Origin of the sequence: Nostoc sp., from assembly GCF_041747015.1 — a bacterium.
In the GTDB taxonomy this organism is placed as follows: domain Bacteria; phylum Cyanobacteriota; class Cyanobacteriia; order Cyanobacteriales; family Nostocaceae; genus Nostoc.
In genome coordinates, this window is sequence record NZ_JBGTFY010000161.1 from 1 (window position 1) to 24,522 (window position 24,522).

Below are 24,522 nucleotides of genomic sequence, written 5' to 3' on the forward strand. Positions count from 1 at the left end.
AGTTTTTAAATTTACCTAGCGATCGCTAATGATTGTGCAAGGATTTTGAGCCTCTAGATGTTATAACTTTGCACTTGCTTGGTGGAAAAAGGCTTGAACCCCTTATCTGGACTACCTTACACTTTTATTCAGCAACCCCTAAGTATTGCCATTTTCGGGTTTTTTACCGTTACCTTCTTGAGTTATGGACTCGGCTATCAACTCCTGAAACATTTCAGTTGAGTTAGCTGGGTCTACAAAGACAATTTTGGCATTATTGCTCTCACTAAGTTTTTGGCTGGCATCTACATAATCTTGAGCTACAAGATACCGCAGAATGCCCCTACTTTCGGGATTGGAACGTAATGCTTGAGAAATTATCTCCACTGATTTCATAGTTCCTTCTGCTTTCCGAATAGCAGCTTCCTTCTGCCCTTCTGCTTCGGTAATCAGCGCCCGTTTTTTGATTTCAGCAGCTTGCTCCTCTTCTCTTGACTTTCGCACACTCTCAGGTAGTGTAATATTCTGAAGATCCAACCGGACAATCTCAGCTCCCCAATCCGTCGTTACATCATTTAACTGATCTGCGATCGCTGAGTGCATCTCTGCTCTAGAGACATTGGTCTGCTCAAGGGTGTTCTGGGCAATGATTTCTCGGAGCGTGGTTGTAGTCAGGTTTATCAGCGCTGCTTGGAGATCTTCAATAGCGTAAAAGCTTTTCTCAATATCTCTAAGGCGCCAGTACACAACACCATCGACTTCCAGGTTAATGTTATCTTTGGTGATCACATTCTGAGGCTTGATGTCTAAAATTTGCTCTCGCGTAGTATCTTCCATCACAATCTGATCGACAAAAGGAACAATAAAGTTAAGTCCAGGCTTAAGTTTCCGATGATACCGACCCAAGCGCTCAACTAAGGCTTCATTACCTTGATTAATCAGTTTTGCAGAACCTAAGGCATAACCTATAAGCACTAAAACTATAAAAATGATTGGCTCCATATATACTCCTATTCAGCTTTGGGGAGAATTTAGTGTCAAGGATATGCTAATAGCTTGTCATATCTTTGAGTTTAATGTTTTGAGTCTGTAATTTTATGAACACCAGTTCTAATGTCGAGTCGCTGCGCGTCTTGTACATATTCTATAAGTAGAACTGTTTTGCAGAATGCGTAGAAGCTTTGCTTCTTGTCGTCAGACATCGCTATTAAAGCACCTTGATAACACGCTGGCAAGGACTACTTGATGTAATCAAAATTACTTGTACTGACACCTGCAGACGGTCGAGGTTTTAATTCAGTATATTCACTTCTTTTTGTCCAAATAAATGTAAAATTTAGCAGGGATTTAAAAACCCCACTACGATCCAGGCCAAACGCACCTTATTTTCTCATAAAAACTAATCTGTAGATTACCGCTTAATTGTTCACGTTCGTTATAATATCGGAATTATTTTTAGCAGCATTAGCATCTGGATATAAATTACTAAATGAGGGCAGGATAAACTTTTAAAATATGTAAATATAATAGTATTTTCTCATTTCTGGTAGTAGCCAAGACTATATTTTTCGCCAGTTAATAGTACAATTATGAAAATTTAGTATTATAATTTTTCCATATTCTCTACTGCCGCTGAGAGTGCATTGGGACACTTAGATTAACTTGTAGCTAAGTGCCAATTTTACAACTCAGAAGCACACATAACCCGCCTCAACTGGACGATTAACCTCTTAATCTAACTTTAGCTCAGGGGGATTTTACTAAGTTTGAGGCTGATATTACAATGGAAACTATTGATAATGAGGAAAAAGCAAGAATGACTCAGGTGCTTCTAGGAGAGAACGAAGGAATAGACTCAGCTTTGCGTCGGTTTAAACGCCAGGTTTCCAATGCTGGTATATTAGCCGACGTAAGGTATCATCGGCACTTTGAAACACCGATAGAAAAACGCAAACGTAAGGCAGTGGCAGCTAGACGCAAAAGAACTTTTAAATAAACCCATGTGGTTTGGAACTAGCGTTGCTTTATTTAATAACCTTAAACAGGCAACAGCGTGTAGACATTGCCATTATTTTTACAAAAATTAAGCAAGATGTACCCACACCCCAATTAGGGTATAGATGAGTCATCTTCCCTATGCGCGGAGTGTGTCAGAGGTGTTATTTTGGTTGGATGGAACAAGATAAAATCGCTGCCCATCAACCAAAATAAGTGCTTTTGCCAAGCTTACCAAAAAGGGGAAAAAGGGAAGGGGGAAGGGGTAAAGGAATTAAAGTTAAAACTTTTCCCCATACGGTATAAAGCCCACTTCGGCAAGCTCAGTGCATCGCCTATTTTTAAATATGGAGAATAAAGAAGATTTTTAAGACACGTAGTGCGTTCGCTCTTAGCGTCTCGTAGAGAGAAAAATCAGCGTCCAGATTTTTGTTACCCCTATTTTAAAATATGGGGTTCCCTTTCCCCTTTCCCTTCTTCATAGGGCAGTATTCATGCCTTCTTAAGACTCAGAATTATTAATGGTGCGGCTATTACAAAGATTCATCGCCTTTTCTACTCCCTGCTTAAGGCTTAGTTCTATACACTCAACTACGAACTGAAGTACAAGAGACATCAGCTGATTTTCCGCAACAGAAAATCGCCCCAGCACATGGGATATAGTATCTGAATCATCGTTATTAGCTGCATCTTTGGGTTTACCAATACCGATTCGCAACCGGGGAAAGTTTTGGCTGCTAAGATGTGCGATGGCGCTTTTCATGCCGTTATGTCCCCCAGCCGAACCAGACAAGCGCAAACGAGTCTTTCCTAAAGGCAAATCCATATCGTCATAAATTACCAGCACCGACTCAGGCGGCAATTTATACCAACTTGTCACCGCTTGGATTGCTTGTCCTGAGCGATTCATATAAGTCAACGGTTTTAGCAAGCGAATCTTACCTCCACCTGATGCCATACCCTCGCCATACTCTCCCTGAAACTTGCGATTTTCCGCGAAGGGAATGCGCCAAGAACGGGAGAGAGTTTCCACAGCAGCAAAGCCGATATTATGGCGTGTTTGGTCGTATTTGCTTTCTGGATTCCCCAACCCGACAATTAGCTGGGGAATCACCAAAGCTGGTTGCGTAACACCTTCTGTCATTTTGCCTAAAATAAATCTATATGCAGCACTCTTTTAGCTAGTAGTCTGCCAAAACAACCTTGATGAGTGAATAAGTTTGTAGTCAGGACTTTAGTCCTTGATTTGAGTGCTAAAGCGCTCACTACAAACCCAGCAAACTTAGCTTGTCAGACTACTAGGTTGGGAAGAGCTAGCGGTATCATGTTCAGATTCAGCAGACTCGATTTGCTTAGGTTCCAATTCAGCAGTAGTCTTTACAGTTTCTTCTAACTGTTCTACTTCTTTTTGAAACTCGTTTTGAAAATCCTTGGAAGCTTCTTGGAAACTACGAATTGTTTTGCCCACACTCCGACCAATCTCTGGCAGTTTCTTTGGGCCAAAGATTAACAATGCTACTACCATAATTACACCCATTTCCGGCAGACCGATACCAAATATATTCATTTTTTGTCTCCTATAAACTCTAAAACCATTACACTACAAAAATTCACATATTATCTAGTCTACTCAATAGTTAGTGTGCACTGACCATTGACAAAAAAACCCGGACGAGCCGGGTGTAACTTAACTTGTTATCCAAACTTGATAGCTCTGTATCCGTTAACGCCCTACAGTCCGCCAATCGACAAGTACATCCTGAATCAACAGTGATTTATTGTAAAGTTGCAGAATAATCAGCAGAAACACGAAAAATAGCAAAATAAAAACAGCCATTACAGGGGTAGTACCCCAACCTGGAGACACCTTCCCATACTCAGAATTCAGGGGTTTCAGGATATCTCCCAACCAAGTCCTTTGCGCCATAGTTCACCTAAGATTACTTGCCAAAGCTTTTTTTAATCTTCTGTAATATTCTATAAGAATAGCACTCATAATCTATACCTCAATTATGGAACCCGCAATAGTTCTTAGCATTTCTGTGGCTGTCATGGTGGTTGGCATCACCGTACTGTCGATTTATACCTCCTTTGGCCCTCCTAGCAAGCAATTGAACGATCCCTATGATGACCATGAAGACTAAAAGAGTAGAGACGCAATTAATCGCGTTTCTACAAGATGCTGATCCCAGCTAAGGATTAGTCGCTGGTATCACCTTGAAACTGGCGATTTTCCAGGGTGGTATCGTCAAGATTTGTTGCCCAGATGAGAATTCAGTAGTTGAGGAACGCTCTAACAAATCTACCGTGTCTCCTAGACTCAACCCTAAATCACTTTGTAAAGATAGCTTGGCTGTATCTCCGTGACATTCATAACACCGCAAAATCAACTGTTGCGGATCATCTTCCGATAGTTTCAAGGCCATCAAGATTAAATTTTCAGCTGATAAATTCAGGAAACTCGCCCTGTCAACAGTGCTGTTAGCGGTAGCGGAGCCTTTAGCCCGTGTCCAGTTGTAAGTAGTGAGTGAGTTGACTATCACTTGTAAAGGTGTATTCAATTCATAGCCACGTCGTACCGTCTGGGCTGATTCCCAGCGATCGCCGTGGGGATACAATGTATATGTAAATTCGTGAAAGCCTCGGTCAGCGTCTATATCTGGCCAAGTAGAACTTCGTAGCAATGTCAGGCGGAGTTGATTTGGTTTGCTGTCATAACCATATTTAGAATCATTCAGCAAACTGACACCATATAAACCCTCCTTTATCTCCCCAGTTAAATCAGCCCAACGTAAGGCGGGGACTTCCCATTTTGCTTGTTCTGCGGGGGTTTGGGGTTTAGTTGAACGGCGAATCGCGCCACAGGGAATTTCATAGGTAGCAAAGTCTGCTTCGATATTTAGAGGAAAAGCAGCTTTCACTAATACATGATTTTCTTGCCAATTGACGGTGGTGGCAATATTCAGCAGAGGTGAGCCAGCTTGGAGAATATAGTCTTGGCAGAATTCCGATTCACCCAACTGACGCACCACGCGCACACGACTTTGCACTGTACCTTGTTCTAGCCACTGAATAGATTGAAGATTTGTTGAGGGTAAGGGATGATCAGCATAATTGGGATCAATATTCCAAGCATCCCAATATTGACCACTGTCTTTAAAAGCTTGTAGTTGATTTCCCGCCCCACTCAAAACTTCCCGTTGATAAGTTTTGTCAAAAACACTTGATAAATCTCCAGTATCAGGATCTATAACAACTCGCAGGAATTCATTTTCTAAAATCCAGCTTGGAAGAAGTGGAGGAGATATGACAGATGTAGGGGATGAGGGGGAAAGCCAAAATATGCGGTAGCCTACTGGTGGAATTTCGGTGGCGAGAAATAGTAGCGTTGATTGTGCAAATAATTGGGAGGTCAGCTGTTTTCCAGAAGCATCGTAAATCTGCCATTGCTGGGTAGCTGTTGCTGGCGTGGGTAAGGCTATAGAGACTACCTCAGAACGCTGCCAATTGAGAGAATTGAAAACGAAAATAGGCAAACTATCAGATTTTGGTGGTTCTGATAGAGTAATGTGAGATGCGATCGCTAAAAGTGATGACTGTAATATCTTCGTTCCTACTTGTTCTACTTGCTGCCATTGCGGTAGTGCATCCAGATAAACTTGGCTAATTGAAGAACCAGGTAAAATATCGTGAAACTGTTGAAATAACACCTGCTTCCAAGCTGCTTCGATTTCGGCTTTGGGATATGTCACGCCACAACTGATGTTTGCCAAGGTAGCAAATAGTTCGGCTTGATACAATAAAATTTCACAACGACGATTCCAGCCTTTTTGATCTGCGTGGGTAGTATAGCAACCTCGATGGAATTCGAGGTATAGTTCGTCATTCCAAGTAGGGAATGAGGGGGATGGAGGGGAATAATAACTGCTGACTTCTGACTCCTGACTTCTGACTCCTGATTTAATTTGCTGTAAATATTTTTCAGCCGTCGTAAATTCTAAATTTGGGAAGAAAGGCGACTTTTGCCAGCGTTGGGCGGTTTCTAACATATCACGAGTGGGGCCGCCGCCGTGGTCGCCGACACCGGGAAGCCAAAGGGATTCTAGCAACCCAGTTTGGGATTGCCATTCAAGAGCATAGGATGCCATTTTAACTGGGTCAATGCTTTCACCGATGGGTGCAGACATCAAACTAAAGACTTCACTGCCGTCAGGCGATCGCCACCAAAAAGCCCCATAATCAAATTTAGTAGTATCATTCCACCGCAACTTCTGGGTGACAAAATACTCAATTCCAGCATTAGCGAAAAACTGCGGTAAAGTTGCACAGAAACCAAAAGAATCTGGAACCCACACCACAGTTGAAAGCTGGCCAAATTTTTCCTGGATGTAGCGTTGACCATACAATAGTTGACGGACTATTGATTCACCAGCAATTAGGTTGAGTTCCGGTTCTACCCACATCCCGCCAATAACTTCCCAACGTCCAGTAGCTACCTGCGTTTGAATTGCCTTAAACAAATCCGGGCGATGTTCTTCAATCCAAGCATAAAGTGCGGGAGTCGAATGACAGAAAATTAGCTCAGGAAAATCTTCTTGCAACTTTAGAACCGACTCAAAAGTTTTTTGTGCCGCATTCCAGGTTTCACTCACAGTCCATAGCCATGCTAAATCTAAGTGAGCATGACCCAACAGGAAAATTTTAGATTTTTGATCCCCCCAACCCCCCTTCACAAGGGGGGCTAAGATGTCCGATTGAATTAGGTTTTGGCGTAAAGATAAAAACGATCTTACTAACTCTCCCTTCTCCTCTGCGCCTTTGTGGTTCGTAACCTCCCCCACCATCGCCGCCAAAACATCCAGCTTCTCCGGCGCAAATTTTTCCAAATAAAGTTGCACCACAGCTAACTCATCAGCCACAAAACCCGGATCGGGATTATTATTATCAATAGACTCATAAACTAGGAGCGATCGCACTAAAGCACCATCACAATGTCCCGGACTCACTAACCGCAAAGCCACAATAAACTCTTCCCCTGGCGTCACCCCCTGACTGACAAGCACTCTAGGCGAACAATCAAATAAATCACCCTCCAGCACCAACTCCCCATTTACATAAATCTCAGCCGAATCCGCCCACCAAACTAGCGCCAGCCGTAAAGATAACCCAGATAAAGGATAACCCTGTAAATCTTGGGGAACCACCAATCTTTGCACTAGCCATAGAACTTTTTTCCCACCTGTCCAAGTGATATGTTCTTTAGCATTTAACTGAACAGGTTGCCAATGAGACGAATCACCAGCTACAACATCAGTAATAATCAGGTCAGATTCCTGGTATAGCCAGGTAGACTGAAGATTAATTTGACAGTAAGAGCGCAGTTGCTCAATCGCTTCTTGTAAGATGAATTTGGCATCGGATTGAGAGACAGTCGGGGTCATATTTTCGCTAAAATGAGGTGTTGGTCGTTTTTATTGTTTGGCGGAGTCTAATAACTCAACAAGACTTAAACTAAAAAATTACTACTATGTCTTCTGGTTCCTCTGGTCATTATCAAAGCAGACTATTTAACTTTGTTCAACATCAATCTCGACGGGTGACACAACGGTGGGAACACACCTTCCGACATTTGCAAGTTGCCACTAAATGGGGTGTGGAGATACTACTTTATCCAGTGTATCTACTGTTTCAGTCATCGGAAATATCTGGGAAAACGCTATACACCAAAGAACCACAACCTAGCCTAAAGTTACAACCAAATGATCCCGATTTTCCACCTGAAACTTTTCTAACTGTTGATAGCCCCATTCAAAATGTACTTGAGGCTGTTTATTATCTATCATCTGATGAAGCCGCTTCTATTCCTGCAAAAGTATCTGAACCTTTCAACCCCTTGGTTCTCTTGGGAGTTTTTGGGCTGAAATTTGTTTATAACAACTCTAAAAATAACGCTACTTTTCCTCAATCCTTAACTATTACAAAGAATAAAGCGGGAAGTCTCAATCCCTCACAGCTAGAAAATGCCCTCCAGCAGCATCTTCCAGTGGTAAGGGGAATTGCCACAAATTTGATGAATCGTAATTTGGTACTTGTTACTGCCGACAATGAAATTTTAGATATTTTGACACCCCAGCAGCAGGCAAAATTAGAAGATCAAATTATTAACGAAGTTGCTAAGTACTGGCAGTTTTGGAGGTTGATTGCAGCGAAAAAAGAAACGGAGCTATTACCACAAATTGACAGGTTATTAGCAAAACTGACTGACGCAAATACAGTCAAAATTCCAGTTTTAGCCGAGGGGATACCGAAAGATTTACTTCATACAGATAAATTATTAGCATTTCTAGATGTAGCTGTTGCTAAGTTGGAATCAAATGCTTTAGTACCTGTGCAAGAACGTAGCCAGGAAATTGTCAAAGTTGCCCAAACTCAGTTAAATATATTTCTTTATGGCAAAGAGCAATTAGCTGGTACGGGAGAAATTGCAACCAATACTAATAGTTTAGAAACTCATACACTGAATTTTCAGGCTTTGATTGAGGAGGCGCTTAATTACTTTTTTGGTGTTGGGAGTAGAAAAACACTTGAGCCAACAACCACTGCTGATAGATTGCCAGGTAAACTATTATCACCACGCATTAGAAAAGTTTTGTCCAAAAGCCGTCAGTTCGAGAACCAGGATTTAAAAGATGATCCTTGGTTAACATGGAATGATTTATTTGGTAGCACCGAAACCGTTGCTGACAAGCCAGTTGCACCTTCTCAAACTATAAATTCTGCTTTAGCCTCAAGTTTACCAGTAGGACATTTTTCACAAAATAATTTGACTGTAAAACAATCTAAAGTTGGCTCTGGCTTAGTACGAAAGAAACAACCAACTAGTAATGTTACCTCAAGTCAAAAAATATCGGGAAAAGTCGCTTCTATAAAAAAAACCCAAGCCCGTATTTCCCAAAGTAAAAGCGATAATTACAAAGGGGAAATTTTGCAGCAACAATTTCACCAAAGCAGTGAAGTTGAGGTACAGCCAGATTGGATAGAAACTAAAGCAACTTCAACTGGTTATGAGAAACACCCCTTAGAGCAACTTCTGGAATGGCTTGATTATGTTATGCTCTGGCTAGAAGAGAGATTTGTAAATATTTTTCAGTCGTTGCGGCAGCTATGGCAGAGGAAATAGTACTAATTCGTAATGACGCTCCTACGTCGCTAACGCTGCGCTAACGTAATTCGTAATTAAGCAAGTTAGATTACATGAGCAACACTTACTATATGAGACAAGGCTCATAAACAAGTACAATACCTAAACACAAAAAAGACAATAATTGCAAAACCCGCCGCTACATAAAACACGCTATTAATTCCGCCAAAACCAAAGGCATAGCCCATCAATAACGGCCCTAAAGTTTGCCCTAATCCAAAAAATGTACCGTTTACTGATATAATCGTCGCTAAATATTCTCTTGGTGCTAAATCTGCTAAAAGTGTTTGGATGCTAGGAAAACCAATGCCAAGCCCAATGCCAAAAATTGTACTAGGGATTAATAATAACCATAGATTTTGTACAAAGGGAACAATTAACATTGCTAAACCATAGAAAATATAAGATGCACTAATTAAAGTCTTAGCTGGAAATCTTCTAGCTAATCTGCCTAACTGAGAAGATGTAATTGTAATTGCCACAGAAACACTAGAAAGTAGCAACCCAATTATGGTAGGCGGTGCTTTAAATGTATCGCTAATTAATTGTGGTAAATAAGTGACGTAAGCGCCATAAAGGAAAACAAAGTTAGCTGCACTGGCAATAAAAAGTCCAAATAACTGACGATTTTTGAGAACTTTTACGGCATTACTTAAATACTGTTTGAGGTTGCGATCGCCTTGTGGTTCGGGATTTTTAAGTACAAACAACACTAATAACCCCAATGGAATCGCTAATATGGAAAGCGCAAAGGGATAATACCAACCCATTGTTGCTAATGCGCCACCTATCAGTGGATAAGTTGCGGTGCCAATACTGCTAATACTGGCATTGTAACCCATTGCGGTAGTACGTCTGTCTCCTGTATACAAATCGCCGATTAAGGTGATACCAAGAGAAAGCAAAGAAGCAGCACCAATTCCTTGCAGCAAACGTAACCATAGCAATAAATCAAAATTGCGGGCAAAGGCGCAAGCTGTACCAGCTATGCCAAATAAAAACAGTGAAGGAACGATAATTCTCTTTCTGCCCCATCTATCGGCAAGGACACCAATAATCGGCCCTAAAATCAGAGATGGTAATGTAAATACTGTAATCAATAAACCCAAATTTTTTGGATTGATATTTAAATCTTTTGCTAATTGCGGAAAAGCCGGAGTCACGCTGGAAACTCCGATAACAGCAATCAGTACAACTGCACAAATAATTTGAAAGTTTAACTCTAGATAAATTGGTTTCTGTCGTTCAAAGTGGCTGTTATCTTCTGGTGAATTCATGATAGTTATCCTGTCTATAAATCAATACGGTTCAGTTAGCGCAAAAAACCTTAAGCTGCGTAGGTTGGGTTGAGGAACGAAACCCAACATTTAGGCAGGTTTGTTGGGTTTCGCAAAGCCTCAACCCAACCTCCGATTCTCCTTAACTAAACCGTATTGGTCTATAAATAATCAAGAACGCGAAGTGTATGACGTTGACTGCGATCGCTCGTCCAATTCCCCGCGATGCACCTGTAACAATTACAACTTTTCCTGCTAACGCTGCCATAGATTCACCTGGTTTTGTTTCAGTTATTAATATATACACAAGATAAAAGTTAGGAGAACATTTTAACTCCTAACTCCTTACCGATGGCTAGTAGAAGGAACTTTGCCATCTTGACTAACATCTACCTCTTGAATCTGATGACGATGTGGACTGAAGCGATGGCGAATGTTGCCAATGACGATATATAAAATTGGGACAAAAAACAGACTTAAGAAAGTAGAGACAATCATCCCACCAGCGATCGCCGTCCCAAGAGATTTTCTACTAGCTGCTCCGGCTCCTTCGGGATTTACCAATGGCCAAACACCCAAGATAAAGGAGACGGAAGTCATCAGAATCGGTCGCAAACGTTCTTGTGATGCTTGCACCGCCGCTTTGGTAATTGAAAGACCCCGCTCTTGCAGTTGGTTGGCAAATTCTACAATCAGAATGGCATTTTTACTTGCCAAACCAATCAGCATTACTAAACCAACCTGGCAAAACACATCGTTAGGTAAACCCCGCAACATCTGCGCTGACAACGCCCCTAAAATAGCCAAAGGAACTGACAGCATAATAATTATTGGGTCAACATAGTTTTCATACTGAGCAGCCAGCACCAAAAACACGAAGACAAGTCCCAATCCAAAAATTAAAGGCGCTAGACCACCGGACTGTTTCTCTTCGGCGACAATCCCCGACCATTCATAACCCATACTTGCTGGCAAAACCTGCTTTGCTAGTTTCTCCATTGCTGTTGTTGCTTCACCGGAACTATAACCAGGAGCAGCGGAGCCATTAATTTCAATGGAGCGGAACAAGTTGTAATGATTAATCGTTTGCGCCCCAGTAGTAGGAGTAATTTTCACAAAATTGCTCAGAGCAATCATCTGATTAGTGGCAGAACGGACGTATAATTTACCGATATCCGCCGGGTTGGAGCGAAACCGAGCGTCTGCTTGGACATAAACCCGGTAAGTCCGCTGTAGTAAATTAAAATCGTTGACATACCGCGAACCCAAGTAAGACTGTAGGGTATTAAAGATATCGTCTACTGCAACTTGCAGGGATTTGGCTTTGTTACGGTCTACTTCAATCAACATCTGCGGCGTATTTGCACTAAAAGTGCTAAACACAGCTTGCAATCCTGGTGTCTGATTTCCGCGCTGGAGTAACTGACCCATAACTTGCAGCAGGTTATTTAAACCGCTGTTCCCTCTTCTATCTTGTAGCTCAAACTGGAAGCCGCCAAAACTGCCTAAACCCTGAATAGATGGCGGATTCACTGCGAAAATTCTCGCTTCGGGAATTCCCCCTAGCACTCCCCCCAACTTGGCAATGATTGCCTGTGCTGACTGTCCCGGTTCGTGACGCTTGTCCCAAGGCTGGAGTGTCGAAAAAATCGCGCCACTATTGGCAGAGTTACCACTAAAACCAAAGCCCCCGATCGCAAAAGTACCTGTGACTTCCGGCAATTTGAGGATTTCTTTTTCTACCTGAGCCATGACTTTGCTCGTGTAGTTGAGTGAAACTCCCTCTGGCCCTTGGATAATGGTGATGAAATAACCTTGGTCGTCATCAGGGATAAAGGCTGTAGGTACGCTGATGTAAAGCCAGCCCGTCACCCCCAATAACAATATAAATACTCCCACGACGAGCGCTTTAATCCGTGTCAAACCTTTGAGTACGCGCTCATATTCTTGACGCATCCAGTCCAGAAACCTGTTAAACCGCCCAAAAATCCAGCCCAACCAACCGCGTGGTCTTTGCCCCGGACGCAGCAGCAAGGCGGAGAGGGAAGGAGTCAGGGTAATAGCCAGAAAGGTAGAAATTGCCATTGAAAAGGCGATCGTTAGTGCAAATTGCTTGTATATCTGTCCTGTAGCTCCTGGGAAGAATGCCACTGGTATAAATACAGCCATTAACACTAGGGATGTGGCAATTACTGCCCCGAACAGTTCCCGCATTGACTCAGAGGCAGCTTGTCCGGGTGACATTTCCTCATCTTCAATTAAGCGAGAGATATTTTCAACGACGATAATTGCGTCATCAACCACCAATCCCGTTGCCAAAGTTAAACCAAACATGGTCAGGGTGTTGATCGAAAATCCAAAAACCTTGATAAAGGCAAAAGTACCAATCAGAGTTAGGGGAACGACAATCACCGGAATGAGTGTAGTCCGCCAGTCTTGTAAGAAGATATAAATTACTAAGACGACAAGAGCGATCGCTTCTACCAACGTCTTAATTACTTCTGCTAGAGATGCTTCGATAAAAAGTGTGGTATCAAACGCCACTTGATATTCTAATCCTGGCGGAAAACTTTGCCTCAGTCGGATCATTTCCGCTTTCACTGCCTTAGCAACGTCTAAAGCATTACTCCCAGGACTGGGAAATATCCCTAGACCTACACCTTCATTGCCTTTAAATCGCAGGAAAGTACTGTAATTTTCTGCTCCCAACTCCGCCCGACCCACATCTCTGAGCTTGACCAGTGTGCCATTCTCAGATGTGTTGATCACCATGTCGGCAAATTCCTCTACCCCACTTAGTCTACCAACAGCTTGCAAATCGATTTGATACATCTGATCTGGTAATGTTGGCTGCTGTCCGATTTGCCCAGCACCCACCTGCAAGTTTTGCTCGTTGAGTGCATCGATCACATCTTGGGCGGTGAGGTTACGGCTAGCAAGGCTGTTGGGGTTGAGCCACAAGCGCATTGCATAGCGGCGTTCACCAAAAATCTGCACCTCACCCACACCCTTGAGTCTTTTCAGGGCATCTGTTATGTAGAGGTCAGCGTAGTTACTTAAAAAAATGTTGTCGTATTCTTTGTTATTTGAGTACAGCCCGATCGCTAAGAGGATGTTGTTAGATTGCTTAGTGACGGTGACTCCAGTTTGCTGCACAACTTCTGGTAACAGCGGTTCGGCGATCGATATCCGATTCTGCACATCTACCGCTGCAATATCTTTGTTGCGCGATGCGTCAAATGTGACGGTAATTGTACTATTGCCGTTGTTACTGCTGTTTGAAGTCATGTACTTCATGCCTTCAACGCCATTAATCTGCCGCTCTAAGATAGTTGTAACGGTATTTTCTACGACTTCGGCATTAGCGCCGACATAGTTAGCACTAACGTTAATTTGAGTCGGGCTGATCTCTGGATATTGATCTGTGGGTAGTGTAGGGATACTGATGGCTCCCACCAGCAGAATGACGATGGCGCAAACACTTGTAAATACAGGTCGCTTAATAAAGAAATCAACAAACATGGGGATTGGGGATTGGGGATTAGGTCTTAAGTATTAGGTATTAAATATTAGGTCTTAGGTTTTTATTGTATTGGGGATTAGGGATTGCGTGTTAGGTACTAGGCATTAAAGTATTGGGTAGCAGGTATTTGGTTATTCAAAAAACTCTTCCCCATTACCCCTTATCCCCAGAGGGGGCCCCACAATCCCCATTTTCAAGCTTCTGGAACGATCGCCACCCCATCCCTCAGATTGAGCAACCCTGAGATCACAATTTTATCTTCTGACTGTAATCCTTCGATAACTTGGTAATTATTACCTCTACTCTCGCCTAGCTTGACTTGTTTTTGCCGAGCTACTTGTTGAGATATACCTTGGGGAGATTTTTCTGTTTCAACTACATAGACAAAAGTTTCTCCAGCTACACGAGTCACTGCTGTTGTCGGAATTAAGACTCCGGGGCGCTGATTCCAGATCACTCTTGCCCTTACCAACTGATCTGCATTTAGCTGACCTTTAGGGTTATTAAAGAGGGCTTTGATCAGTATTCCTTGTGTTTCATTACTGACATTAGTTGCAATAAAAAATACCCTACTTCTATCTAATTTCTGACCTTGTGGGTTCAAAACCTCCACTGGCATTCCCTTACGCAATTGTGGCGATCGCTGTAATGGTACAAAGATGTTAACTTCTAAAGGTTGATTTTGGGCGATCGTAACTAATTGTGTAGAAGTATTAACCAAGTCACCGACTTTTACCGGGATGTTGCCAACTGTACCACCAAAGGGAGCGGTGATTTTGCCGTCCTGAATCTGGACTTGTTGGTTTTGAGTATTTAAATTAGTTTGCTGCAAGGTTTTTTCAGCCTGCAATATGGTGGCTCGTTGGGCTTGAATCCTAGAATCAATGGCATCAAGATTAGTTTTGACAGTGGCGAGCCGATTAGCAACCTGATTTCTAGTCTGTCGAGACACGGCTCCTTCCTCAGCTAAAGCAGAATACTTTTCGTAGTCCTGCTGGTATAATTGCACATTAGCAACGTAGGATGGTCGTTCTGCTTCCAGAGATTGGAGTGTAGCGCGGGCATTTTCCAATTGCACTAAAAATGCCTGAGGCGCAGTATTGCCCCTTGTTATAGCTGCTTGTTGCGTTGTAGGGTCTACTTGGATAATTGCTGCTCCTTCTGTAACTTGATCTCCCGATTTAACAAATATCTGGGTAACTTGACCCGGAATCTTTGGTTGGAGCGTGAGCGATCGCTGGGATTTTAGGCTAGCAATAAAATCTGAACTTTCCTCAATTATGCCGCTTTGTACTGTCGATATTTTGACTCTTACCCCTTGAAGTTGAGTGTTAGCAGTTGAAGGTGCTGAATTTTGGGGAGTGAGCAAACGCCAAACTATAGTTGCTCCACCCCCTAACAATAATAGAGCTGCTAAAAATAACCACAGCGATCGCCTTTGTCTAGGAGGTGGTTCAAATGAGGTTTGGGGAAGATTATCTTCAAAATCAGTTTTTGGCTCAGGGGATGTCATGGCTGATAAGGGGGCAGGGGGCAGATAAACAAATTAACTGGAAATCAGTCAAAATTGTGTCTATTTATATTTAAATTACTGATTTAGCATGATATTTTGTGTCAAATTATATGTTATTACATCCAAATTCCTTATATTACGTGTTGATGTGATTCATCTAATATGCTTGATGTCAACATTTTTTCAAAAACCTTGGAGAGAGCAGTTTGAAAACGCTGACGATGCTTGAGTTTCAAAAAAGGTCGAATTATCTCTGCGTAGGTGTAGCCAGCCGTAGACATCGCACCATAGCCCTCTCTATTATCAATAACTCGAATTGCTCTCAAAGTTCCTAGCTGTATTTCTTTTTTTACCATCAACTCAGAAATTCCAATTGCACCTAAACCATTCTCAATTGCGGCTTTTGTCATCTCTCCACTGCTGAACACTAAAATAACATTGAGTTCACTGAGATTGATTCCCCAATTTTGTAAAGCTTCTTCAAACCTTTGCTGGGTTCCAGAACTTGGTTCTCGCATCACCCAAGGGGTTTTAGTTAGTTGTGTTAAATCAATTTCTCCCCACTCAAACCAAGGGTGAGTTTGTCCTACCACAATTTGTAAGCGATCGCTCCCCACAATTTCGGATTCTAGAGTACTCTGAAGCACTGGCTTAACATCTCCTTCCACCAAACCCAAATCAAACTGTCCTGCCGCAGTTCCTACACAAATCTCTTCCGTATTCGCTAAGGTACAGTCAATTTTAATACTTGGATATCGGCTCTTAAACTCACTAATCTTACTTGGTAGCCAGTAGTTACCAATTGTCAAACTCGACCCTAATTTCAATTCACCCCGTTGGAGATTGTTCAATTCCCGCAATCCCCTTGCAGTCAAGGTTACTTGGTCGAGAATTTTCTGAGCTTCCACTTGGAGTAATTTACCAGCCTCAGCAATTTCAATATGGCGACCAATTCGATGGAACAGTTTCACACCGTATTCTTGCTCTAAGTTGTGGATTGCTGCACTAACCGCAGGTTGTGTAATATAAAGCTCTTCCGCTGCACGAGTAAAGTGCAAGTGCTGCGCCACAGCCAGAAAGATTTTTAGCTGCTCAAGCGTCATCCCTGCCATTTATAGTATTCCTAAGACTTGGTATCAAAGTTTTAATCACTTACATTTATCATTTTGGCAAAAAAAAGTTTAATTCTATCGGTAAGTTTGATTAAAGTATAAATCATGCTTTCGATACGGATTCAAACAGCCAAAGTAGAGTTTGAAAATTTCAGTCCAGCAAATGAGCGAAGCGCGTCAGGCAATACGGTTTAGTTAAGAGGATATTTGAAAAGTAGTTGGCTGTAATTTTAGGCACTTATTGAGCCTTCCTAACCCCCCGTGAACGCAGCTATCCATTATAAACATCTTTCTTAATAAAAGTTTTGACAAAAGCCAGAAATTGTATATGTTCTATACGAAAACTCTGAAACATAGCAAAGTCAGCAAATGGAACAATCGATCACACAAGAACTAGAAAAACCAAACGGTTAATCAAAATAGTCGAAAATTTAAATGCTAAACCCGAAGCCAGCGTTCCGCAAGCAAGTGGAACATGAATGTCAGATATTATCCTCATTAAAGAGCTTGATTGGATGATGGGATCTTACTTAAAGATAACTGGCTGTTTTGATGAATATCGAGAAACCCTCAGTGGTAATTTAAGGAGTACGATCAAAAGGTCCGGAAAGAAACTCTATCAACTAAAAAAAGACGATTTGTAAAGTAGTATAAAACTTTTAGTAATTAAGAATAATAGGTGTAGGTTCAATACTTCTGAGTTAAGGACTTTTAACTCGGAATTGGCTTTGGGGATAAAGATAAAAAGATTTTTTAAGGGACACGTAGTGCGATCGCCTAGCGTCTTGTAGAGGCAAAAAACGTGTCCCTGTTTGAAACCCCTAAATTTCTTTATGGGGTTTCCCTTGTATTCTCTGCCAATGTTATCTAGTTATACCGAGAATGTCTTTTTAAAACCGAACCTTGTACAACTCGAATAATTCGGTTGATTTCTGTGCTATTACTTTCGCACCAGTCGCTTTAATTGTTTTTTCCCACTCAGCTAAAGGCTCTAAAAACACCTCAGCACCCAAATAGGTTTCTAAAACAGCCCAATCTTCTGCTAAAGGCTGTTCTGGATTAAGGATGTCAAATACAAAATGTCCGCCAGGTTTCAACACCCGCTTGACTTCCATCAGTACAGCATTCCAATATTCAAGGGGAAAATAACAACTAAATCCGGTTGCGATCGCTAGGTCAAATTGCTCTGATGAATAGCTTAACTGATCAGCTGCTCCCAACTCAACACCTTTGAATAGCTTAGAATTCAATTGCGGCCCACGGGAATTAAGGGTATCACGTGCCACATTACTGATTTCTTGCCCATGAAAAAATGCTTGCCAATCCCGCCAAGGATAAATTAAAAAGCTGATCCCACAGCCAATATCTATACAGTGTTGGTTTTTTTGAGGTTGAGCAATTTCCCAGAAAGATGAAGCAATTCTTCCTGAGAAACTCCCAGCAATCCACTCGCGGAATATCGGCATCGCCTGTACTTCTATTGGGAGTTCAAAGGTTTCACCTTGATACTCCCGGTTAAAGCGATAGGCTATTTGGGCTAATCTTTCGTCCCAATTGGTCAATTTTTGTGAAGAAAAGAGATTTTGTAACTGCGAATCGGACTTTTTAGACATTAGATTATTGCTGCTCTTTCTAAGGATTGTAGTCAAATTCGCTTTGCGATCGCACTAATTACTTTAGCTGGTTAAAATCTTCTTCTGTAATGCCCAACTGTTTGAGAATTTCATAAAACAACCAACTACCAATTTCAGCGTTGCCATGAATGGGAATTGTAGTTACTCGTCCATCTGGATGTTGCCAACGAGCATGACTACCCTTCTCTCGGACTTTTTCAAATCCTAGTTTTCGGGCAACCCTTTCCAATTCACTTGCTTTAGCTGGCATTTGCAATCACCAGTTCTACATCTCCAGGTAGAGAACGCCCTTGTTGTTTGTACTCTTCTTGAATCATTTCAAAAACAGAGACAAGTTCAGTATGGGCTTCATCTGGTGTTTGTCCCCAAGCGTGACAACCAGGAATTGCTGGAACATAGGCAACAAATGTGCCATTATCATCAGGGCGAATCACAGTAGTATAGTTTTGCAGAGACTTCATAGGGATAGCCTGAAGTTTAGGTTATATTTTTTTAGTTTCAAGCGATGTCTAACAACAAGCTGCTTCTCTACGAGATGCTCCGCGTAGCTTGCTTCGACCTAGTAATATGCGTCTACACCTGACTCTTAATTAGGATGCGATCGCCTATAATTTTAATATTACAGTGTGTGCTTCAAGGAAAAATTCTGTAGATGTCTTTGCGGTGACCAACTCGTTGGCAGATTAATGTTTTTGTTGTTTGATCAAGAGTAATACTAATACGATAATTACCAACTCCAATCTTATATTTATCACTATAGCCTTTCAGTTTTCCCAGATATCCTAATTCAAACGGATTCTCTGATTCAAGTTCTTGAAACACGATAGGTTATACGCGGCTTTGAATCTCAACTGGTAAAGCAGCGAGTTCTTTCAAGAATCTCTTAGTATAGTCAACTTGCCACATTTTCTTCTTTTAGTGCTTGATAATATTTTAGTGCTTCATCTTTTTACAGTGGTTCTTCTTCCTCTACCTCTTCCATGAATTTTACTAAACCGTAATTTTCAAGAATTTCTTCAATTTTTTCAAATTCTGCGATAGGAATTTGTACGGCAATAGGTCGTTTATTTTCGTCAATAACATAGCTTTTGTGAAGTTCAAGCATTTTAATAACTCCTATGTGTAGAAATCCATACCCTTACTACAAGCTGTAGTAATGAAGCGGGTTTTTATGTCTTATTTTTCCCCAAAACTCACCTGAACTAACTATTTTAAATATTCTTCGTTAGATAGATAAATCTCTATATTCTCTAATATTGCCTTTAAATAAGAAATAACTCTTTTTTGAATTTTTAATAACTCATACGCAGTAGCGTTTCTACCAACTTCCTCAAATGACTTAGAACCATGTGCAAGATCATTTCTGTTGGTCTTAACTGTTAGTAAATCGCTCCCATTTTGAGTTTTTCTAGCATTTGTCTTATATGAAAAACCATACATATTTGCTGTATCTTTTATTTCTCTTGCATCGACATTACCTGAAAATAATCTCTTTTTGTTAAAACTAGCTGATATAATATCAACTGAAATATTTTGGATACTAACTAAAAGATTATTTGTGGATTTATTATCTTTATCTTTAATGTTATCAATAATAATCTTTTTAATTTCATCTCTAACATCATCAAAAGAAATATTTTTATTTTTTAGTTCATCGAAAACTGCTTCAATCGCATTAGTCATAGTGGATTCAATTAGATTATAGAGCAACAAAAATCCTGTTGCTTTAAGAGTTTTTTCTAAGTCATTGTTTATTGATTTGGTTTTTGTATTCTTAGCATTACCCATGCTTAATTTAATTGAACCTTGCTCTAAATTTTTCAAAAATAAAAAATATCTACTAACTTCTTGAGCGCGTTCATCAAAATCTTGAAATAATGTACTTTTCATTAATTGCCTAGAAGCTGATCGCGAACATAATGAATACGCTTATTGACCTTATTTTGAGAACTACTTGCATCAGATGGAGTACAATCTTTAAATGCTTGAGAATCTAAAAAACCAGTTGATTTTGGTACTAGATTTGGGTTTTCTCTTAATGCTAAAGCAATACCGACAGAGATTGATTCAAACTTGATTCGAGTTGTCGGTTCATAGCGATTTTTTATTTTTCGATAAATATGTAAAGCATTAGGAAAATGCTTTTTCACAAATTCTAACATCAAATAAAACTCATTTTTCATTGTATCAATACTTAGAGAACTAGATTTATTTTCTTGTTCTAAATAGTCATCTAAAAACTCATGAACTTTTCTACCAGAGTAATTTTTATAATTATTTAAAAATGCAAAAAAACGTAGTACAAATTCTTGTGGATCTCTTTTATCAATTTCAGGTTTAGTAAAAGAGCATAAATCTTGAAAGTTTTTATTTCTTGATAGTTCCTCAATTAGATCGAGAAACTTTCCTGGTTTACTTCCCCTGCGTTTCTCCATTTCGTTTAATTCAACACTACCACTATTAATTCTCTCAAAAAGATCCCTTCTGACTTCTTCATCTGCTTCTTCTGTTAATTGAATCATTCTAATAGTAGTTCTGTTAAAACGTCTTTGGCGTTGTGGCGGTAAATCTTCAAAAGTAAACCCATTTAGAGTTTTTAATTTTTCCAGATTTTTTAATCTAAGTTCATTGTTAATAAACCTAGTTAAAGTGCGAATACGTTGTGTACCATCTATAATTTCTAAACGTGCTAAATCTTCTGATTCTGATATATCAGCAACGAAAATATAAGGTATTGGTAAACCTAAAACTACAGATTCAATAAATTTTGATTGCCTATCTTCATCCCAAGCCATTTCTCGTTGATAGTCTGGAATAAAGAATTCATTTTCATCTTCAGCTTTGCCATCTAAATATTTTTTAACAATTACTTCGATAGGGTATTCTAAGGTGGTGTAGTCAACACGCTTTCTTTTGTCACGAATTTCTTCTTCAGCCTTTTCTTTACGTTCATCTGTAATTTCTAATTGAGTTACCATAACTTGACCATTTGTTTTCGTTAATGTTTAGTCTTAGAGATTTTTGTATTGATTTAACTAATCTGACCAAATTTTCCCACTTGGCTAAGTTAAAGATGAGTCTCGAAAAAACATTCTATCTGATCTAATAATTCTACTAAACCCTAACTTCATTAAGCTTAAGTATCTTCTCCCCAGGAATCATATCATTTCCTAAAGTTAAGACTCGCTTTAGCTAAAATTATACCAACTGTTAATTTTATCTACTTACAGACAGGGTTTTTTCACCAACCATATCCGCAAACAGTTTAACTTCAGCATATTTGATTGGATAGGGATCAGCCATAATTGTCCAGCTATCTTTAATTAAGGCATTTTTCACGGCATTATGGTAGATATCTTTTGCTGGCATTTTTACCCAGATAATAAAAATTAGGTGGGCATTGCCCACCCTACTTTACTTAATAACGCAAACTACTAGCTGGCATACCCAGAATATCCTCAAGCCTTGGCATATCTTCCAACGCAATCACGCGCCCTTCATCCTCAAAACCGACGATTTGATCAAAGTTCAAATACCGATACAAATCATCGGCAAAAGGCTCAATTCTATTCGCCACAATATCCAAATATTCCTGCACTGTCGGAAGCCGCCCCAGCAGCGCACAAACTGCGGCTAATTCTGCTGAACCAAGATACACTCGCGCATCTTTACCCATGCGATTATTGAAGTTGCGGGTAGAGGTAGAAAATACTGTTGTGCCATCAGCAACTCGCGCCTGATTACCCATGCACAAACTGCACCCTGGCATTTCTGTTCTAGCACCCGCAGCCCCAAAAACGCTGTATACACCTTCTTCTTTTAATTGGTGTTCATCCATGCGCGTTGGTGGTGCTATCCACAGGCGAGTTTTCACTTCACCTGCACCTTCCAAAACTTTCGCTGTTGCCCGATAATGACCAATATTCGTCATACATGAACCGACAAATACTTCTTGTACTGGATCATTAGCAACTTCCGATAATAATTTAACATTATCGGGGTCATTGGGAGCGGCAACAATTGGTTCTTTGATTTCGTTCAAATCAATTTCAATTATTTCGGCATACTCCGCATCGGCATCGCCTTCTAATAACACAGGATTTGCTAACCATTCTTCCATCTTTGCCACACGGCGCAGCATGGTACGCGGATCATGATAGCCTCGTGCTATCATATTTTTCAGCAGCGCTATGTTAGAACGCAGGTATTCCGAAATTGTCTCTACACTCAGCTTAATTGTACATCCTGCACACGATCGCTCGGCACTAGCATCGGTGAGTTCAAAGGCTTGTTCAACTTTTAAATCTGGCAAACCTTCTATTTCCAGAATTCGCCCAGAGAAAACGTTTTTCTTGTTCTGCTTCTCTGCTGTTAGTAAACCTTTTTGAATTGCCACGTAGGGAATGGCATTCACAACATCCCGCAGAGTGATACCTGGTTGCAATTCACCTTTAAATCTTACCAAAACTGACTCTGGCATATCTAAAGGCATGACACCCAAAGCGGCTGCAAACGCCACTAATCCAGAACCCGCGGGGAAGGAAATACCTAAGGGGAAGCGGGTGTGAGAGTCTCCGCCAGTTCCCACGGTGTCGGGTAGCAGCATCCGATTTAACCAAGAGTGGATGATACCATCACCGGGACGGAGGGCGACACCGCCACGGGAGGCAAAAAAGTCGGGGAGTTCGTGATGAGTTTGGATATCAACTGGTTTGGGATAAGCAGCTGTGTGGCAAAAACTCTGAACCACTAAGTCTGCACTGAAACCAAGACAGGCGAGTTCTTTTAATTCGTCGCGGGTCATGGGGCCTGTGGTATCCTGGGAACCAACGGTTGTAATGATGGGTTCGCAGGATGTGCCGGGACGCACACCAGGTAATCCGCAAGCTTTACCTACCATTTTTTGTGCTAGGCTGTAGCCTTTGCCTGTATCAAAGGCTTGCTGGGGACGAGTAAAGACTGTGCTGGGTTCTAAACCAAGTGCAAGACGGGTTTTATCGGTGAGAGTACGTCCAATAAGTAGGGGGATGCGTCCACCTGCGCGAACTTCGTCGAAGATGGTGTCAGGTTTGAGGGCAAAGGTGGAAATGACTTCGCCTGCAACGTTTGTAATTTCGCCTTTGTAGGGATGGATGGTAATTACTGCGCCGGTTTCGAGTTTGCTGACATCGCACTGGATAGGCAAAGCACCGGCATCTTCTGCTGTGTTAAAGAAAATAGGCGCGATCGCACCACCTAAAATATAACCCCCAGCGCGTTTGTTTGGCACAAAAGGTATATCATTTCCTGTATGCCACAATACTGAGTTGATGGCAGATTTACGCGAGGAACCAGTACCAACTACATCCCCTACGTAAGCTATAGGATGCCCTTTTTTCTTCAGTTCGGTAATGGTTGCCAAGCTTCCCGGTTGCCGTAACTCTAACATCACTAAGGCGTGTAAGGGTATATCTGGGCGAGTTGTAGCACTTTGGGCGGGGGATAAGTCGTCGGTATTGGTTTCGCCAGGAACTTTAAAAACGGTGACAGTAATCGCTTCTCTTACTGTGGGGCGCATGGTAAACCATTCAGCTTCCGCCCAAGAGTCAATCACCCGCTTGGCGAAAGGATTGGTTTTAGACAACTCTAAAATATCGTGGAAAGCATCATACACTAAGAGGATTTTGCTTAAGGCGTTGGCGGCGTAAGCGGAGATGGGTTCCTTTCCTTGTCCACCCATGACTAGAGGTGTTTCAGATGAGTCTGACAGGGATACGGTAGGCCATTGCAGCAAATCGATTAAAGATTGCACGTTGTAACCACCTACCATCGTCCCTAACAATTGCACCGCTTCTATGCGCGAAATTAAGGGACTAGTGATTTCCTTTTTGGCAATGGCACTGAGAAATCCAGCTTTGACATAAGCTGCTGGATCAACACCCGGAGAAACGCGATCGCTCAATAGATGTAATAATATATCTTCTTGACCCTTTGGGGGATTTTTCAATAATTCACACAGTTCAGCTGTTTGCTTTGCGTTTAATGGTAAAGGTGGTATTCCTAATGCTGCCCTTTCAGCAATATGTTGACGGTATTGTTCTAGCATTTTTATGTTCTCCATTGGGGTATTATCCCCTTAATTATGAGCTAATTTAACGCCAGCTTTGGCTATCACAGTTTACCCTATTTTTATTGTTGAAAACGTTAATGATAAACGATTCCGTGAGATGATGTTTTATGGCTGATATCTAATCTTCGCTAATTGCACTCAACTCTGTAAGACGACGGGTAAGCTTTTATATACTTAGA

Annotated in this window: 21 protein-coding genes and 1 pseudogene; 4 read left to right on the forward strand and 18 right to left on the reverse strand. The window is 41.2% G+C overall.

Annotated elements, in window-relative coordinates; translation table 11 throughout:
• Positions 1 to 138 precede the first annotated feature (138 nt).
• On the reverse strand, positions 139 to 981 hold the full coding sequence (locus ACEW80_RS12595; RefSeq protein ID WP_373526897.1) for an SPFH domain-containing protein: 843 nt from the start codon (positions 979 to 981) through the stop codon (positions 139 to 141).
• Between the two features lie 814 nt (positions 982 to 1,795).
• Here ACEW80_RS12595 and rpsU point away from each other — a divergent pair.
• Entirely contained in the window at positions 1,796 to 1,975 is a 180-nt protein-coding gene (gene rpsU / locus ACEW80_RS12600; RefSeq protein ID WP_373526946.1) for a 30S ribosomal protein S21, read from the forward strand.
• A gap of 501 nt (positions 1,976 to 2,476) precedes the next feature.
• Here the strand turns inward: rpsU and pth are convergent.
• The 3 genes from pth to psbH form a co-directional block, all read right to left on the reverse strand.
• Complete coding sequence (gene pth, locus ACEW80_RS12605) at positions 2,477 to 3,118, reverse strand: aminoacyl-tRNA hydrolase (RefSeq protein ID WP_373526898.1); 642 nt, start codon at positions 3,116 to 3,118, stop codon at positions 2,477 to 2,479.
• A gap of 138 nt (positions 3,119 to 3,256) precedes the next feature.
• Positions 3,257 to 3,541, reverse strand: coding sequence for a TatA/E family twin arginine-targeting protein translocase (locus ACEW80_RS12610; RefSeq protein ID WP_373526899.1), 285 nt, complete (start codon positions 3,539 to 3,541; stop codon positions 3,257 to 3,259).
• A 156-nt stretch (positions 3,542 to 3,697) separates the two neighbouring features.
• On the reverse strand, positions 3,698 to 3,901 hold the full coding sequence (psbH, locus tag ACEW80_RS12615) for a photosystem II reaction center phosphoprotein PsbH (RefSeq protein WP_373526900.1): 204 nt from the start codon (positions 3,899 to 3,901) through the stop codon (positions 3,698 to 3,700).
• A gap of 85 nt (positions 3,902 to 3,986) precedes the next feature.
• Here psbH and psbN point away from each other — a divergent pair, with 85 nt between their 5' ends.
• On the forward strand, positions 3,987 to 4,118 hold the full coding sequence (psbN, locus tag ACEW80_RS12620; protein ID WP_373526901.1) for a photosystem II reaction center protein PsbN: 132 nt from the start codon (positions 3,987 to 3,989) through the stop codon (positions 4,116 to 4,118).
• 48 nt (positions 4,119 to 4,166) lie between these two features.
• Here the strand turns inward: psbN and ACEW80_RS12625 are convergent, their stop codons facing one another.
• Entirely contained in the window at positions 4,167 to 7,415 is a 3,249-nt protein-coding gene (locus tag ACEW80_RS12625) for an alpha-mannosidase (protein WP_373526902.1), read from the reverse strand.
• 86 nt (positions 7,416 to 7,501) lie between these two features.
• On the opposite strand from ACEW80_RS12625, the gene ACEW80_RS12630 reads away from it, so the two are divergent.
• On the forward strand, positions 7,502 to 9,154 hold the full coding sequence (locus ACEW80_RS12630; protein ID WP_373526903.1) for a hypothetical protein: 1,653 nt from the start codon (positions 7,502 to 7,504) through the stop codon (positions 9,152 to 9,154).
• A 104-nt stretch (positions 9,155 to 9,258) separates the two neighbouring features.
• On the opposite strand, the gene ACEW80_RS12635 is transcribed toward ACEW80_RS12630, so the two are convergent.
• From ACEW80_RS12635 to ACEW80_RS12655, 5 genes are all read right to left on the reverse strand, one after another.
• Complete coding sequence (locus ACEW80_RS12635) at positions 9,259 to 10,452, reverse strand: MFS transporter (protein WP_373526904.1); 1,194 nt, start codon at positions 10,450 to 10,452, stop codon at positions 9,259 to 9,261.
• 142 nt (positions 10,453 to 10,594) lie between these two features.
• Positions 10,595 to 10,720 (reverse strand): hypothetical protein, encoded by a 126-nt coding sequence (locus tag ACEW80_RS12640; RefSeq protein ID WP_373526905.1) that lies wholly within the window; start codon positions 10,718 to 10,720, stop codon positions 10,595 to 10,597.
• A 77-nt stretch (positions 10,721 to 10,797) separates the two neighbouring features.
• Positions 10,798 to 13,974, reverse strand: coding sequence for an efflux RND transporter permease subunit (locus ACEW80_RS12645; RefSeq protein ID WP_373526906.1), 3,177 nt, complete (start codon positions 13,972 to 13,974; stop codon positions 10,798 to 10,800).
• Positions 13,975 to 14,168: 194 nt separating this feature from the next.
• Positions 14,169 to 15,488, reverse strand: a complete 1,320-nt coding sequence (locus ACEW80_RS12650; protein WP_373526907.1) for an efflux RND transporter periplasmic adaptor subunit — start codon at positions 15,486 to 15,488, stop codon at positions 14,169 to 14,171.
• A 131-nt stretch (positions 15,489 to 15,619) separates the two neighbouring features.
• On the reverse strand, positions 15,620 to 16,600 hold the full coding sequence (locus tag ACEW80_RS12655) for a LysR substrate-binding domain-containing protein (protein ID WP_373526908.1): 981 nt from the start codon (positions 16,598 to 16,600) through the stop codon (positions 15,620 to 15,622).
• A gap of 377 nt (positions 16,601 to 16,977) precedes the next feature.
• Here ACEW80_RS12655 and ACEW80_RS12660 point away from each other — a divergent pair, with 377 nt between their 5' ends.
• Positions 16,978 to 17,079, forward strand: coding sequence for a transposase DNA-binding-containing protein (locus ACEW80_RS12660; RefSeq protein ID WP_373526947.1), 102 nt, complete (start codon positions 16,978 to 16,980; stop codon positions 17,077 to 17,079).
• Positions 17,080 to 17,490: 411 nt separating this feature from the next.
• On the opposite strand, the gene ACEW80_RS12665 is transcribed toward ACEW80_RS12660, so the two are convergent.
• From ACEW80_RS12665 to acnB, 8 genes and pseudogenes are all read right to left on the reverse strand, one after another.
• Positions 17,491 to 18,213, reverse strand: a complete 723-nt coding sequence (locus ACEW80_RS12665) for a class I SAM-dependent methyltransferase (protein ID WP_373526909.1) — start codon at positions 18,211 to 18,213, stop codon at positions 17,491 to 17,493.
• Between the two features lie 58 nt (positions 18,214 to 18,271).
• A complete protein-coding gene (locus ACEW80_RS12670; RefSeq protein WP_373526910.1) occupies positions 18,272 to 18,484 on the reverse strand; it encodes a type II toxin-antitoxin system HicA family toxin in 213 nt (70 codons plus the stop codon).
• Entirely contained in the window at positions 18,474 to 18,695 is a 222-nt protein-coding gene (locus tag ACEW80_RS12675; protein ID WP_373526911.1) for a type II toxin-antitoxin system HicB family antitoxin, read from the reverse strand. The genes ACEW80_RS12670 and ACEW80_RS12675 overlap by 11 nt, the downstream gene beginning before the upstream one ends.
• Positions 18,696 to 19,183: 488 nt before the next feature.
• Positions 19,184 to 19,339 (reverse strand): hypothetical protein, encoded by a 156-nt coding sequence (locus ACEW80_RS12680; RefSeq protein ID WP_373526912.1) that lies wholly within the window; start codon positions 19,337 to 19,339, stop codon positions 19,184 to 19,186.
• Between the two features lie 101 nt (positions 19,340 to 19,440).
• Positions 19,441 to 20,124 carry an MAE_28990/MAE_18760 family HEPN-like nuclease gene (locus ACEW80_RS12685; protein ID WP_373526913.1) on the reverse strand — a complete coding sequence of 228 codons (684 nt, stop codon included), beginning with the start codon at positions 20,122 to 20,124 and terminating at the stop codon, positions 19,441 to 19,443.
• Positions 20,124 to 21,212, reverse strand: coding sequence for a DUF262 domain-containing protein (locus ACEW80_RS12690; protein ID WP_373526914.1), 1,089 nt, complete (start codon positions 21,210 to 21,212; stop codon positions 20,124 to 20,126). Before ACEW80_RS12690 ends, ACEW80_RS12685 begins: the two co-directional genes overlap by 1 nt.
• A gap of 241 nt (positions 21,213 to 21,453) precedes the next feature.
• Positions 21,454 to 21,603 (reverse strand): annotated as a pseudogene (locus ACEW80_RS12695) (element excision factor XisH family protein); the annotation flags it as partial.
• A 49-nt stretch (positions 21,604 to 21,652) separates the two neighbouring features.
• Positions 21,653 to 24,319: a bifunctional aconitate hydratase 2/2-methylisocitrate dehydratase gene (gene acnB, locus ACEW80_RS12700; RefSeq protein ID WP_373526915.1), complete on the reverse strand. Its 2,667-nt coding sequence runs from the start codon at positions 24,317 to 24,319 to the stop codon at positions 21,653 to 21,655.
• Positions 24,320 to 24,522 lie beyond the last annotated feature (203 nt).

Coding starts and splice junctions, on each gene's coding strand:
- ACEW80_RS12595 (WP_373526897.1), bottom strand. CDS start 981: ATGGAGCCAATCATTTTTATAGTTTTAGTGCTTATAGGTTATGCCTTA.
- rpsU (WP_373526946.1), top strand. CDS start 1,796: ATGACTCAGGTGCTTCTAGGAGAGAACGAAGGAATAGACTCAGCTTTG.
- pth (WP_373526898.1), bottom strand. CDS start 3,118: ATGACAGAAGGTGTTACGCAACCAGCTTTGGTGATTCCCCAGCTAATT.
- ACEW80_RS12610 (WP_373526899.1), bottom strand. CDS start 3,541: ATGAATATATTTGGTATCGGTCTGCCGGAAATGGGTGTAATTATGGTA.
- psbH (WP_373526900.1), bottom strand. CDS start 3,901: ATGGCGCAAAGGACTTGGTTGGGAGATATCCTGAAACCCCTGAATTCT.
- psbN (WP_373526901.1), top strand. CDS start 3,987: ATGGAACCCGCAATAGTTCTTAGCATTTCTGTGGCTGTCATGGTGGTT.
- ACEW80_RS12625 (WP_373526902.1), bottom strand. CDS start 7,415: ATGACCCCGACTGTCTCTCAATCCGATGCCAAATTCATCTTACAAGAA.
- ACEW80_RS12630 (WP_373526903.1), top strand. CDS start 7,502: ATGTCTTCTGGTTCCTCTGGTCATTATCAAAGCAGACTATTTAACTTT.
- ACEW80_RS12635 (WP_373526904.1), bottom strand. CDS start 10,452: ATGAATTCACCAGAAGATAACAGCCACTTTGAACGACAGAAACCAATT.
- ACEW80_RS12640 (WP_373526905.1), bottom strand. CDS start 10,720: ATGGCAGCGTTAGCAGGAAAAGTTGTAATTGTTACAGGTGCATCGCGG.
- ACEW80_RS12645 (WP_373526906.1), bottom strand. CDS start 13,974: ATGTTTGTTGATTTCTTTATTAAGCGACCTGTATTTACAAGTGTTTGC.
- ACEW80_RS12650 (WP_373526907.1), bottom strand. CDS start 15,488: ATGACATCCCCTGAGCCAAAAACTGATTTTGAAGATAATCTTCCCCAA.
- ACEW80_RS12655 (WP_373526908.1), bottom strand. CDS start 16,600: ATGGCAGGGATGACGCTTGAGCAGCTAAAAATCTTTCTGGCTGTGGCG.
- ACEW80_RS12665 (WP_373526909.1), bottom strand. CDS start 18,213: ATGTCTAAAAAGTCCGATTCGCAGTTACAAAATCTCTTTTCTTCACAA.
- ACEW80_RS12670 (WP_373526910.1), bottom strand. CDS start 18,484: ATGCCAGCTAAAGCAAGTGAATTGGAAAGGGTTGCCCGAAAACTAGGA.
- ACEW80_RS12675 (WP_373526911.1), bottom strand. CDS start 18,695: ATGAAGTCTCTGCAAAACTATACTACTGTGATTCGCCCTGATGATAAT.
- ACEW80_RS12680 (WP_373526912.1), bottom strand. CDS start 19,339: ATGCTTGAACTTCACAAAAGCTATGTTATTGACGAAAATAAACGACCT.
- ACEW80_RS12685 (WP_373526913.1), bottom strand. CDS start 20,124: ATGAAAAGTACATTATTTCAAGATTTTGATGAACGCGCTCAAGAAGTT.
- ACEW80_RS12690 (WP_373526914.1), bottom strand. CDS start 21,212: ATGGTAACTCAATTAGAAATTACAGATGAACGTAAAGAAAAGGCTGAA.
- acnB (WP_373526915.1), bottom strand. CDS start 24,319: ATGCTAGAACAATACCGTCAACATATTGCTGAAAGGGCAGCATTAGGA.